This window comes from Oceanisphaera litoralis, assembly GCF_016907015.1.
Taxonomy (GTDB): Bacteria; Pseudomonadota; Gammaproteobacteria; order Enterobacterales; family Aeromonadaceae; genus Oceanimonas; species Oceanimonas litoralis.
In genome coordinates, this window is sequence record NZ_JAFBBE010000007.1 from 50,046 (window position 1) to 62,875 (window position 12,830).

Consider the following 12,830-nt stretch of genomic DNA (forward strand, 5'->3'; position numbering starts at 1 on the left):
ACTCATATGAATACTATCGTAGAACACCTGCAACAAGTTCACGCCAGAATCGCAGACGCCGCCGCTATCTGTGAGCGAAGTCCCCATGATATCCAGTTGCTGGCGGTGAGCAAGACCAAACCCGCCGCCGACGTGCAGGCCGCCTATGCCGCCGGCCAGCGCCAGTTCGGTGAAAACTACGTGCAGGAAGCCGTCGATAAAATCGCCGCCCTCAAGGCCGACTGCCCCGATATTCGCTGGCACCTGATAGGGCCCTTGCAGTCCAATAAAAGCCGCCTGGTGGCCGAGGCCTTCGACTGGGTGCAAAGCGTTGACCGGCTCAGAATAGCACAGCGACTCAGCGCCCAGCGACCGGGCAACATGCGGCCACTCAATATCTGCCTGCAGGTCAACATCAGCGGGGAAGACAGCAAGTCCGGTCTGCCACCCGAACAGGTGGAAGCGCTGGCCCAACACATCAGCCAGTTACCCGGATTATGCCTGCGCGGCCTGATGGCAATACCGGAGGCCACCGACAATTCCGACCGACTAAAGACGCAATTACTAGAGTTGAAGCACCTCTTTGATAGAATGGCGGCAAAATATCCTCAGATGGACACATTGTCGATGGGGATGAGTAAGGATCTCGAACTCGCAGTGGCCTGTGGCAGCACCCTGGTAAGGGTTGGCACGGCCATATTTGGCTCTCGCAACCCTTGAGTGATCATTGATGGAACACAGAAAACTCGCCTTTATCGGCGCAGGCAACATGTCACGCAGCCTGATTTCCGGTCTGATCCAGTCCGGCTACCCGGCCGATGCCATCATGGCCGCCAATCCGTCTCGCCCCAAGCTGGATGCACTGGCGGCCGATTTCGGTATTCGCACCACCCAGGATAACGCCGAGGCCGCCAACTGGGCCCAGGCCCTGGTGCTGGCGGTCAAACCGCAGATGATGGCCACCATGCTGGAGGCGCTGCTGCAGTCAAGCGATGGGCTCGCCGGCAAACTGCTGATCTCCATCGCTGCCGGCATCAATGTGTCTCGCCTGGAGCAGATGGCCGGTCAGAACCGCATCGTACGCACCATGCCCAACACGCCCTCCTTGCTGGGGCTGGGCATGACCGGTCTTTATGCCAGAGATCATGTTGAACAGGCGGATCGGGATTACTGCGAACAGATGATGCAGGCGGTGGGCAAGACCCTGTGGGTGGCACAGGAAGACGGCATCAACCAGATCATCGCCGCCGCCGGCAGCGCCCCCGCCTATTTCTTCCTGTTTATGGAAGCCATGGCCGCCCAGGCGCAACAATCCGGTTTCACCGAACAGGAAGCCCGCTTGCTGGTGCAGCAAACCGCGCTGGGTGCCGCCAATATGGTGGCTGCCAACCCCGACACCAGTCTGGGCGAGCTTCGTGCACGGGTGACGTCAAAGGGCGGTACCACCGCCGATGCCATTCGCAGCTTTCAGGAGCAGGGACTGGAACAACTGGTGGCCGATGCCATGGCCGCCGCCGTGGCGCGGGCGCGGGAACTGGAAACGCAGCTCTAAGGAATAATAATGAACACTGCTTACTACCTGATTAATACCGTTTTCGATCTTTACCTGATGGTGGTGCTGCTGCGTATCTGGCTGCAACTGGCCAGGGCGGATTTTTACAATCCCTTCAGCCAGTTCGTGGTCAAGGCCACCAATCCGGTGCTGAAGCCGCTACGTCGTTTCATTCCCGGCTTCTTCGGTATCGACTTTGCCGCCGTAGTGCTGGCGGTGCTGGTGGCGACGCTGAAGCTGATGCTGTTCAAGGCCATGAACGTACTCTACGCCGACTGGAGTACCGTGCTGCTGGTGGGCCTGATCACAGTGCTGAAAAAAGCCGGGGTCATGCTGTTCTGGATCCTGATCGTCCGGGCGCTGCTGAGCTGGGTCAGCCAGGGCCGCAGCCAGATTGAATACGTGCTGTTCCAGCTGACCGAACCCCTGCTGGCGCCCCTGCGCCGTATTATTCCTCCCATGGGCGGCCTGGACTTGTCCATGCTGCTGGCCTTTATCGGCCTGCAGGCCCTCAACTGGCTGATGGGCGACCTGTTTGGCCAGCTCTGGTGGCAGCTGTAAGTCAACCGGTCCGGCTGGAGCAGGACCGGCTCTACCTCACTCTTTACCTGCAACCCAAGGCCAGCCGGGATCGGTTTCTCGGCCTAAACTAACCATAATGCTCTCAACAACAAGGCACGATTATGTTCAAATTTATTTTCTCGGCGCTGCTATTGCTGTTTTCGTTCCACAGCCAGGCCGCCGAAACCCGGGTAGGCAACTGGACCGTACATTACAGCGCCCTGCCATCCACCTTTCTCACCCCCGAAGTGGCGCGCAGCTACCAGATAGAGCGCAGCCGCTATAACGGCATCCTGAATATTGCCGTGCTCGACAAAGACGGCAAGTCTCAGCAGGTCAATCTCAGCGGCCAGGGCAAGACCCTGATCGGCACGGTACGCAAGCTGGCATTCCAGACGGTGCGGGAAGGCGATGCCATCTACTACATTGCCGAATATCCCTATCGTAACGAAGACAATGTGCTGTTCACCATCGACATTCAAAGCCCGACCCAGGCCGGAGAGCTCTCCTTTCGCCATACCTTCTATACCGACTGAGTACTTACTTGTGAGGAGTGAAGGGTGAGGGGTGAGGAGCCCCCCCTCACGTTTCACGCCCCACATCTTTCCCCTACGGTGGTATCATGCCCACTCGCGGTATTCCACAGGAACGAAAGGTGACTCAACAAATCGTACTGGCCTCCGGCAACGCCAAAAAAGTTGCCGAACTGCAACGCCTGCTCGGTGAACTGGGCATGACAGTGACTCCCCAGACCGAACTGGCCGTGAGCGACGCCGATGAAACCGGCACCACCTTCGTGGAAAACGCCATCATCAAGGCCCGCCATGCGGCGGCCGTGACCGGACTGCCGGCCATCGCCGACGACTCCGGGCTGGCGGTGGATGCGCTCGATGGCCGCCCCGGCGTCTATTCCGCCCGCTTTGCCGGAGTGGGAGCCGGCGATCGGCAGAACCTGGAGCTGCTGCTGTCCGAACTGAACGGCGTGCCCACCGAACAACGCCAGGCCACCTTCTGGTGTGTGCTGGTCTATATGCGCCACGCCAATGATCCTACCCCGCTGATTTGCAGCGGCTCCTGGCAGGGCCGCATTACCGAACAGCCGCAGGGTGAGCAGGGCTTCGGCTACGACCCCGTTTTCTTCGTGCCCGAAGCCGGTAAAACCGCCGCCGAACTCGACGCCGCCGAGAAAAACCGCCTCAGTCACCGCGGCCAGGCCTTGCGCCAGCTGCTGACCCTGCTGCAGGAGCAACAAGCCTGATGCTGCAATTACCGCCGCTCAGCCTCTACATTCATATTCCCTGGTGTGTGCAGAAGTGTCCCTACTGCGACTTCAACTCCCACGCCATGAAAGAAACGATTCCCGAGCAGGCCTATGTCACGGCACTGCTGGATGACCTGCGCCAGGATCTGCATCTGGCCCAGGGTCGTGCACTGCACAGCATCTTTATCGGCGGCGGCACCCCTAGCCTGCTGACGCCCGAGGCCATCGGCCGGCTGCTGAGCGGCGTACAAGGGCTGATCCCCTTTCGCGACCAGATGGAAATCACCCTGGAAGCCAACCCGGGCACAGTAGAGGCCGGCCGCTTCGCCGGTTTCAAGGCGGCCGGCGTCAACCGTATTTCCATCGGTATTCAGAGCTTTCAGTCCGAACAACTGCGCCGCCTGGGCCGTATCCACGACCCGGAACAGGCCCGCTTTGCCGCCCGCGAAGCCGCCAGCGTGGGCCTGAACACCTTCAATCTGGATCTGATGCACGGCCTGCCCGAGCAGAGCCTGAGTGACGCCCTGTCGGATCTGGAGCAGGCCATCGCCCTGTCGCCGCCGCATCTGTCCTGGTATCAGCTCACCATAGAGCCCAACACCCCTTTCGCCTCGCGTCCGCCGGCACTGCCGGAAGACGAGATACTGGCCGATATCTACGAGCAGGGCCACGAGCTGCTGCTGGCGAACGGCTACCACCAGTACGAGGTGTCCGCCTACGCCAAACCGGGGCATGAAGCGCAACACAATCTCAACTACTGGCGCTTCGGCGACTATCTGGGCATCGGCTGCGGCGCCCACGGCAAAATCACACTGCCGCTCGAAGGCAAGCTGGTACGCACCGTCAAGGTCAAGCATCCCAAGGGCTATCTGGAACCGGGTCGACCCTATCTGGATCAGTACTGGCCCATAGCGGCGCAGGAACTGTCGCTGGAATACTTCATGAACCGGTTGCGACTGTTCGAACCCATTCCCCGGCATGAACTCCAGGAGCTGACCGGGCTGTCCGCCTCGCAGTTGCAGGCCCCGCTGACAGAGGCGTTGCGGCTGGGTTTGCTGGAGGACCATGGCGAAAGCTGGCAGGTCACGCCCCTGGGTCGACGCTTTCTTAACCGACTGCTGGATTTGTTTATTAGCGACTGATGCGGGTAAACTTGCCGTTATTACAGCCTTCACTTTGCGGGCCGGAGCCTTATGTCATCACTGGTTTACGAATATCCCCTCAATGAAAAATGTCGCAATTATTTGCGCCTCAACGAGCTGCTGCAGCAAATTCACCGGTGCCGCAGCCTGGGCGCCGACGGCCAGACCATAGCGCTGTTCAAGGCGCTGCTGGATATCATGGAGCTGCTGGAACGCTGCGATGTGCGCACCGATCTGGCCAGGGATCTGAATACCCAGAAAAACAAGCTGGCCGCCTGGGCCCAGGCGCCCGGCGTCGACGCCGCCGCCCTGGCCCAGCTGGAACGGCAATTGGCCGACTTGAACCAGCAGCTGCCCCGGGCCGCCCGTCTGGGCCAGTTGCTGCGCGAAGACAAGCTGCTGTCAACCGTACGCAGCCGGTTCGCCATTCCCGGGGGGCTCTGCGCCTTCGACGTGCCCCAACTGCATTACTGGTTGCATCAACCCACAGCCAACCAGCAGCAGGATATCGACGGCTGGCTGGCACAACTGCAGCTGCTGCAGCAGGGGCTGCAGCTGCTGCTGACCCTGTGGCGGGAAGTCGGTCAGTTCAGGCCCCAGCAAGCCAGCAACGGCTTCTTTCAGGACAATGCCGAACAGACCGAGATGATCCGCCTGCGTCTGCCGACAGCGCTGGCCGCCTACCCGGTGGTCAGCGGCAATAAATATCGCTATACCATTCGCTTCATGCCGGTCGGCAACACCGAGATCGGCAATATCGACTTTGAACTGGCCAATATCAAATGAGCAAAATCACCACTGTACCCTGCCCCACCTGCAAAAAACCGGTGGAGTGGAACGAGCAAAGCCCCTTCCGTCCCTTCTGCAGCAAACGCTGCCAGCTGATCGACCTGGGCGAATGGGCCGACGAAGAAAAGCGCATTCCCGGCGACCCCGCCTGGCTGCCGGATCGGGATGATGAAAATGAGTATTGAGGCGCTCAAGAAGTCGGTGCTGGTGGCGGTGGGCGTGATTGAAAATACCGCTGGCGAGATATTCATCTGCCGCCGTGGTGCCGGCCAGCATCAGGCCAACAAGTGGGAGTTTCCCGGTGGCAAGGTGGAAGCCGGCGAAACCGTGGCCCAGGCCCTGGCCCGGGAGCTGGAAGAGGAGATCGGCATTCATGTGACCGAATGCCATTCCTTGATGCGTATCGAGCACGACTACGGCGACAAGCAGGTCATACTCGACATCCGCAAGGTCACCGCCTTCAGTGGCGAGCCGCGGGGCCTCGAAGGCCAGCCCAGCCGCTGGGTACCGGTGAGCGAGCTACATCAATACGATTTTCCCGCCGCCAACAGCCCGATTGTCGACAAGCTGCAGACCGAAGCCGGAAACTGAAGCAGTAGGTTGGCGATAAGCGAAGCGAATCCCAAGATTCCACAGCCGCCTTGGCCATTGGCGTTGGAATTCGCTACGCTCATTCGCAACCTACGCATTGCCGCCAACCGCCCCATCGTCGACAAACTGCAGACGCCGTGAGCAGTAGGTTGGCGATAAGCGAAGCGAATCCCAACTTTCCACAGCCGCCTTGGCCCGTTGGCGTTGGAATTCGCTACGCTCATTCGCAACCTACGCACTGCAGAATAACGGTGAGGTGTGAGGGGTAATCAAATTTCCCCTCACGCCTTTCGCCTCGCCCCTCACCTTCTTTATTCGATTTCCAGGCTGTCTACCCGTTGCAGGCCACGGGGCAGCAGGGCGCCGCGGCGGCCGCGTTCGCCCTGGTAATGGGCCAGATCGGCGGGCTTGAGGGTCAGCTTGCGCTTGCCCGCATGCAGAGTCACGCTGGCGCCTTCCGGCACCACCACCAATTGCTTGATGAAATCTTCCCGCGCCTGTACGCGGGCGCCGGGTATGCCGATGATCTTGTTGCCCTTGCCCTTGCCCAGCAGCGGCAGATCCTTGAGCGGGAACAGCAGCATGCGGCCTTCATTGGTCACCGCCAGGCACAAGTCGCTCTCCAGCCGGTCGATGGCCACCGGCTTCAGTACCTCACCGCCCGCCGGCACCGTCAGCAGCGCCTTGCCGTTCTTGTTGCGGCTGACCATGTCACCAAAGCGACAGACGAAACCGTAACCGGCGTCGGACGCCAGCAGGTACAGGCGTTCGTCGTCGCCCATCAGCACGAAGCGGGCCTGCTCGCCCGGGCTCAGGCTGCAGCGGCCGGTCAGCGGCTCACCCTGGCCCCGGGCCGAGGGCAGGCTGTGGGCATCCTGACCATAGGCGCGACCGATATTGGACAGAAACACCGCCATCTGGTTGCTGCGCCCGGCGGCGGCATCGAGGAAGCCGTCGCCGGCCTTGTAGTTCAGGGTGGTGCCGTCCACATCCAGGCCTTTGGCCGAACGGATCCAGCCCTTGTCGGACAGCACTACCGTCACCGGCTCGCTCGGGATCAGCTCTTTCTCGCTCAGGGCGCGGGCTTCTTCCCGCTCCACCAGCGGTGACAGCCTGTCGTCACCGTATTTTTCGGCATCGGCCAGTATCTCTTTTTTGATCAGGGTATTCAGCCGGCGCTCCGAGCCCAGCAACAGCGCCAGCTTGTCGCGCTCGGCGGCCAGCTCGTCCTGTTCACCGCGGATCTTCATCTCTTCCAGCTTGGCCAGGTGACGCAGTTTCAGCTCCAGGATGGCTTCGGCCTGGATCTCGGTCAGCTCGAAGCGGCTCATCAGCACCGGCTTGGGCTCGTCTTCGGCCCGGATGATCTCGATCACCTCGTCGATATTGAGGAAGGCGATCAGCAGACCGGCCAGAATGTGCAGCCGGGCCTCGACCTTGTCCAGCCGGTACTGCAGCCGGTTGCGCACCGTTTGCCGACGGAACTGCAGCCATTCGCCGAGGATCATATCCAGCGTCTTCACCTGGGGCCGGCTGTCCAGTCCCAGCATGTTCAGATTGACCCGGTAGCTCTTCTCCAGATCGGTGCTGGCGAACAGGTGCTGCATCAGCTGATCCACGTCCACCCGGTTGGAGCGGGGAATGATCACCAGCCGGGTCGGGTTTTCGTGATCCGCCTCGTCGCGCAGATCCGCCACCATGGGCAGCTTCTTGGCCTGCATCTGGCCGGCGATCTGCTCCAGTATCTTGCCGCCGCTGGCCTGGTGTGGCAGGGCGGTGATGACGATGTCGCCCTGCTCCTGGTGATAGACGGCCCGCATCTTGATGCTGCCCCGGCCGGTTTCGTAAATTTTACGGATATCGGCCCTGGGGGTGATGATCTCGGCCCGGGTCGGGTAGTCGGGGCCGTCCACGAAGGCCATCAACTCTTCTACCGTGGCCCTGGGGTTGTCCAGCATGTGCACACAGGCATTGGCGATTTCGCGCACGTTGTGCGGCGGTATGTCGGTGGCCATGCCCACTGCAATGCCGGTGATACCGTTCAGCAGTATGTGCGGCAACCGGGCCGGCAGCATGCGCGGCTCTTTCATGGTGCCGTCGAAGTTGGGGATCCACTCCACCGTGCCCTGGCCCAGCTCGGACAGCAGCAGTTCGGAGAAGCGCGACAGCCGCGCCTCGGTATAACGCATGGCGGCGAACGACTTGGGATCGTCCGGCGCGCCCCAGTTACCCTGGCCGTCTACCAGCGGATAGCGGTAGGAAAACGGCTGGGCCATCAGCACCATGGCCTCGTAACAGGCGGAGTCGCCGTGGGGATGATACTTGCCCAGCACGTCGCCCACGGTACGGGCGGATTTCTTGTGCTTGGACAGGGCCGACAAGCCCAGTTCGCTCATGGCGTAGATGATGCGGCGCTGCACCGGCTTGAGGCCATCGCCGATATGGGGCAGGGCTCGGTCCATGATCACGTACATGGAGTAGTTGAGATAGGCCTGCTCGGTAAAGGTGTGCAATGGCTGGCGTTCTACGCCTTCCATGGTGAAATCGTTGTTGTTCATTCTGTCTCTTTCCTCAGGCCAGGGGATCGACCAGGTTGCCCTTGGTTTCGAGCCATTCACGGCGATCGCTCGACCGCTTCTTGGCCAGCAGCATGTCCATCAGTTTCTCGGTGGCGTCCATGTCGTCCACCGTCAGCTGCACCAGGCGGCGGGTATTGGGATCCAGGGTGGTTTCGCGCAGTTGCTTGGGGTTCATCTCGCCCAGACCCTTGAAGCGGGTCACCTGTACCTTGCCTTTTTTCTTCTCGGCCCGGATCCGCTCCAGTACGCCGTCGCGCTCACCCTCGTCGAGGGCATAGAACACCTCCTTGCCCACATCGATGCGATACAGGGGCGGCATGGCCACATAGACATGCCCCTGCTCCACCAGATGACGGAAGTGGCGCACAAACAGGGCGCACAGCAGGGTGGCGATATGCAGGCCGTCGGAGTCCGCATCGGCCAGAATACAGATCTTGCCGTAGCGCAGCTCGGACAGGTCGGTCGAGTCCGGATCCAGGCCGATGGCCACCGAGATATTGTGCACTTCCTGGGAGGCCAGCACCTGACCGGACTCTACCTCCCAGGTGTTCAGTATCTTGCCGCGCAGCGGCATGATGGCCTGAAACTCCCGGTCCCGCGCCTGCTTGGCGCTGCCGCCGGCCGAGTCGCCCTCCACCAGAAACAGCTCGCCCCGCATGGGATCGGAGCAGGCGCAGTCGGTGAGCTTGCCGGGCAGTGCCGGGCCCTGGGTGACCTTCTTGCGCACCACCTTCTTGGCCTGACGCAAACGACGCTGGGCGCTGCTGATACACAATTCGGCAAGCTGCTCCGCCAGCTCGGTATGCTGGTTCAGCCACAGGCTGAAGGCATCCTTCACTATGCCGGAAACGAAGGCCGAGCTCTGGCGCGACGACAGCCGCTCCTTGGTCTGGCCGGCAAACTGGGGGTCCTGCATCTTGACCGACAGTATGTAGGCGCAGCGTTCCCAGATGTCGTCCGGCGTCAGCTTGACGCCCCGCGGCAGCAGGTTGCGAAATTCACAGAAGTCGCGCATGGCATCGAGCAGGCCCTGACGCAGGCCGTTGACATGGGTGCCGCCCTGGGCGGTGGGGATCAGGTTGACGTAGCTTTCACCCAGTCCCTCGCCGCCGTCGGGCAGCCAGGTCAGGGCCCACTCCACCGCCGAGTGTTCGGCGGTAAAGTTGCCGGTAAACGGCTGTTCGGGCAGGCAGGTGAATTCCTTGACCGACTCCACCAGATAATCTTTCAGGCCGTCCTGATAACACCATTCCAGGGTTTCGTCGTTGACCTTGTCCTGGAAGCGGATAGTCAGGCCCGGGCAGAGCACCGCCTTGGCCTTGAGCAGGTGCTTGAGCCGGGAAACGGAGAACCGGGGCGAGTCGAAGTAGCCGGCGTCGGGCCAGAAGCGCACCCGGGTGCCGCTGTTGCGCTGACCGCAGGTGCCGGTGACGGTGAGTTCACTCACCTTGTTGCCGTTTTCGAAGGCCATCTCGAACACCTGGCCGCCGCGACGCACTGTGACGTCGACCCGGGTACTGAGGCCGTTGACCACAGAGATGCCCACGCCGTGCAGACCACCGGAAAACTGGTAGTTCTTGTTGGAGAACTTGCCGCCGGCGTGCAGCTTGCAGAAGATCAGCTCGACCCCGGAGATGCCTTCTTCCGGATGTATGTCCACCGGCATGCCGCGGCCGTCGTCGATCACTTCCAGCGACTGGTCGGCGTGCAGTATCACCTCGACCTTGCTGGCGTGGCCGGCCAGGGCCTCGTCCACGCTGTTATCGATGACTTCCTGACCCAGGTGGTTGGGCCGGCTGGTGTCCGTATACATGCCGGGGCGACGCCGCACCGGCTCCAGACCATTGAGGACTTCGATGGCGTCGGCAGTATATTGACTCGATGTCATATTGACCTTCGGTAATCGGGATTCGTTGGCCGCATCTTACTACCTGAGGGCGCAGGCGCAAAGCGGCCCAAAACCCAGTGGCTGATACTTGAGTCTACAAATCGGACAAAGGGCTCGCTCCACCGACCCGCTTCGCGCCCATCCCTGGGACGCTCAGCACATAACGTCCCTGTTATGTGATGGTCGGCGGAGCAGGTCCCTTTGTCCTCCTGATGCTGCAGAGTCGCCTGTTGGCACCGACTTCGGGCAATTCGGTGCTCAGAAGAGGTAACAGGGATTGTCTCCCACGACCGTGAAATACCAAGGATGGCATTTCCGAGCCCCCATGGGGCAGCTTGCTGCCGTATATCTTTGTTGGGTAATGGACCGAATATCCAGTGAATATTCGCAGCCGTTACCCAGCAAAGATGGCTAGCCCAGTGGCGTGTCGAGGGAGACGACCCTGTTTCCTCTTGGCTGCGCCAAAACAGGCAACAGAAACGGGTAACCAAGAAAGAAGTAGTAGGCCTATAACTGCAGAAAACGAATGATCTGGGCGCAGTAGTGTTCGAAGCCGACGAAGGAGTGGTCACCCCCTTTCTGGATGCAGACCCGGGCGAAACGGTAGTAGTCCAGCGCCTCCCGGTAGTCGAGCACCTCGTCGCCCTGTTGCTGCAGCAGCCAGATGCGCTCCATGCAGCCGGGCGCCTCGACCCGCAGTTCGGCCAGCTCCTGCATGTGGCTGGGCGTCAGCAGGTAACGCTCGTCGGTGTAGGGATTGACTTGTTCGCCCAGGTAATCCTGCAACAGCACATGGGGATGCACCGCCGGGTTGATCACCACGGCCTGTACCCCGAACCGCTCGGCCACCCGGGTGGCCCAGAAACCGCCGAGTGAACTGCCGGCCACGCCGAAAGGCCCTTTTATCTCGTCACAGATGGCCGCTATCTGCGCCCAGGCCGCCGCCGGGGTGGCCGCCAGTTGCGGGCAGATAAAATGAATATCGGGCCGTTTTTGCTGCAGGTATTCCCGCATCAGCCGGGCCTTGATGGAGTGAGGCGAAGAATTGAAACCGTGCAAATACAACAGCGTTGGCATTATCAATATCCCTTGGCACTGAAGTCGGGCACAAAGGCATAGGGCGGCAGGCGCCATACCTGGGTGCCGAGGCGACCATCGGGATAGAGCGACAGGGCTCGCCAGCCCGGTGCCGTGCTGTCGAGGGCAAAGTCGTCGGACAGGGGCTTGAACTGGATGCAGGTGGACGGGCTGGCCAGATAGCGGATGCCGTCATGCACTTCGTCAAAACCCTGATGCACATGACCGGACAGTACCACCCGGGAGGCACCATGACCCGCCAGTATGGCTCTCATGTCATCCGCATTACGCAAGTTATGCTGATCCAGCCAGGCACAGCCCACCGGCACAGCCTGGTGATGCACCGCCACCAGCAGATGATGATCCGGATAACGCTCTATGGCCTGCTCAAGCAGCGCCAGTTGGGAGGCGGACAGGGCGCCATGGGTTTCACCGGGGATCTGGGTGTCGAGCAGGAGTATCTGCCAGTGTCCGCACAACAAGTGCTTGGCGTTGCTGACGCCGGCCTGGTCCAGCTCGGCCTGCATCAGGAGGGCATCGTCGTGATTGCCCGGCAACCAGAACACGGGTGGCGCCAGCTCACCCATCAAGTCGGTAAAATGACGATAAGAGGCAGCGCTGTGATCCTGAGACAGGTCACCGGTCGCCAGCACCAGGTCTCGCCGACCGGCCCCACAGGCCCGCTCGTCTTCGAGAATGGCATCCACCACAGCCCGGCAGCTGTGCCAGGGGGCAATGCCCAGCAAATTCGTGTCTTTATCGGCAAAGAGATGGGTATCGGTGATTTGCAGCAACTCCACGACCCCGTCGGGACGGTGGGGGCTGATCAAGGTGGTATCTAACTGGGTGTGGGCCTGGTTCAAAGCTGTTTAACCGTACTGAATCCGTGGTATAGGCAACATTTCAGCCATTCGGCCAGAAAGAGGTTAACCTGCTCTTTTTCATTGGGATGGTGCATGTTTTCATTGGGGTAATGGTAACTCGGCTGCAGGGTAAAAATCTGCTGACTGGCACACACTTCGGCCATGCGCACATCGTGATACAGCCGAACCTTGACCTTCATCCGCATAAAAGAGGGCAAGCCCGGGGTGCATTGCTCGATGGACACATGCCAGGTATAAGGGGCCGTTTCCAGCACCCGCAGCACGAACAGCACCTGTTCACTGATGCCGACCGACACGCTCTCGCCCACCGCCGCCCCATGAGGCAGCAATTTCATCAGAGCCAGATAGTTGACGTCGCAGGTGCGCTGCAACGCCTTCAAATCCGGTATGTGTTTGCGGGAGGAACCCCTGGCAATCAAATTCAACTCTCCTTGCAGCCACCGCCCTGGTACTGCATTCATGTGCTGACGACCATGGTGATCAAGGTCGTTTCTCTGCGTCCATTACAACAGCTTTTGCCGAGTCTG

At 60.8% G+C, this 12,830-nt stretch carries 14 protein-coding genes; 9 read left to right on the forward strand and 5 right to left on the reverse strand.

All coding sequences use genetic code 11. The features are described 5' to 3' along the window. Positions 1 to 6 precede the first annotated feature (6 nt). From HNR62_RS05910 to mutT, 9 genes are all read left to right on the forward strand, one after another. A complete protein-coding gene (locus HNR62_RS05910) occupies positions 7 to 699 on the forward strand; it encodes a YggS family pyridoxal phosphate-dependent enzyme (protein ID WP_204795171.1) in 693 nt (230 codons plus the stop codon). Between the two features lie 10 nt (positions 700 to 709). Next, a complete protein-coding gene (gene proC, locus HNR62_RS05915; protein ID WP_204795172.1) occupies positions 710 to 1,531 on the forward strand; it encodes a pyrroline-5-carboxylate reductase in 822 nt (273 codons plus the stop codon). A 9-nt stretch (positions 1,532 to 1,540) separates the two neighbouring features. Then, positions 1,541 to 2,092, forward strand: coding sequence for a YggT family protein (locus tag HNR62_RS05920; RefSeq protein WP_204795173.1), 552 nt, complete (start codon positions 1,541 to 1,543; stop codon positions 2,090 to 2,092). Positions 2,093 to 2,214: 122 nt separating this feature from the next. Further along, positions 2,215 to 2,628 (forward strand): DUF4426 domain-containing protein, encoded by a 414-nt coding sequence (locus tag HNR62_RS05925; RefSeq protein WP_204795174.1) that lies wholly within the window; start codon positions 2,215 to 2,217, stop codon positions 2,626 to 2,628. A 119-nt stretch (positions 2,629 to 2,747) separates the two neighbouring features. Then, positions 2,748 to 3,350 carry an XTP/dITP diphosphatase gene (locus tag HNR62_RS05930; protein WP_338044078.1) on the forward strand — a complete coding sequence of 201 codons (603 nt, stop codon included), beginning with the start codon at positions 2,748 to 2,750 and terminating at the stop codon, positions 3,348 to 3,350. After that, a complete protein-coding gene (hemW, locus tag HNR62_RS05935) occupies positions 3,350 to 4,495 on the forward strand; it encodes a radical SAM family heme chaperone HemW (protein ID WP_204795176.1) in 1,146 nt (381 codons plus the stop codon). The genes HNR62_RS05930 and hemW overlap by 1 nt, the downstream gene beginning before the upstream one ends. A 51-nt stretch (positions 4,496 to 4,546) precedes the next feature. Beyond that, positions 4,547 to 5,281, forward strand: a complete 735-nt coding sequence (gene zapD, locus HNR62_RS05940) for a cell division protein ZapD (RefSeq protein ID WP_204795177.1) — start codon at positions 4,547 to 4,549, stop codon at positions 5,279 to 5,281. Then, positions 5,278 to 5,469, forward strand: a complete 192-nt coding sequence (yacG, locus tag HNR62_RS05945) for a DNA gyrase inhibitor YacG (RefSeq protein WP_204795178.1) — start codon at positions 5,278 to 5,280, stop codon at positions 5,467 to 5,469. The genes zapD and yacG overlap by 4 nt, the downstream gene beginning before the upstream one ends. Then, positions 5,459 to 5,875: an 8-oxo-dGTP diphosphatase MutT gene (gene mutT, locus HNR62_RS05950; protein WP_204795179.1), complete on the forward strand. Its 417-nt coding sequence runs from the start codon at positions 5,459 to 5,461 to the stop codon at positions 5,873 to 5,875. Before yacG ends, mutT begins: the two co-directional genes overlap by 11 nt. A 311-nt stretch (positions 5,876 to 6,186) precedes the next feature. On the opposite strand, the gene parC is transcribed toward mutT, so the two are convergent. The 5 genes from parC to HNR62_RS05975 all read right to left on the reverse strand — a co-directional run bounded on the left by parC (position 6,187) and on the right by HNR62_RS05975 (position 12,764). Further along, positions 6,187 to 8,433, reverse strand: coding sequence for a DNA topoisomerase IV subunit A (parC, locus tag HNR62_RS05955; protein WP_204795180.1), 2,247 nt, complete (start codon positions 8,431 to 8,433; stop codon positions 6,187 to 6,189). A gap of 13 nt (positions 8,434 to 8,446) precedes the next feature. Beyond that, positions 8,447 to 10,342: a DNA topoisomerase IV subunit B gene (gene parE, locus HNR62_RS05960; RefSeq protein WP_204795181.1), complete on the reverse strand. Its 1,896-nt coding sequence runs from the start codon at positions 10,340 to 10,342 to the stop codon at positions 8,447 to 8,449. Positions 10,343 to 10,849: 507 nt separating this feature from the next. Then, on the reverse strand, positions 10,850 to 11,422 hold the full coding sequence (locus tag HNR62_RS05965; RefSeq protein WP_204795266.1) for a YqiA/YcfP family alpha/beta fold hydrolase: 573 nt from the start codon (positions 11,420 to 11,422) through the stop codon (positions 10,850 to 10,852). Next, positions 11,422 to 12,249 carry a 3',5'-cyclic-AMP phosphodiesterase gene (gene cpdA / locus HNR62_RS05970; protein ID WP_204795267.1) on the reverse strand — a complete coding sequence of 276 codons (828 nt, stop codon included), beginning with the start codon at positions 12,247 to 12,249 and terminating at the stop codon, positions 11,422 to 11,424. Before cpdA ends, HNR62_RS05965 begins: the two co-directional genes overlap by 1 nt. A gap of 29 nt (positions 12,250 to 12,278) precedes the next feature. Beyond that, positions 12,279 to 12,764 carry a DUF1249 domain-containing protein gene (locus HNR62_RS05975; protein WP_204795182.1) on the reverse strand — a complete coding sequence of 162 codons (486 nt, stop codon included), beginning with the start codon at positions 12,762 to 12,764 and terminating at the stop codon, positions 12,279 to 12,281. Positions 12,765 to 12,830: the final 66 nt, after the last annotated feature.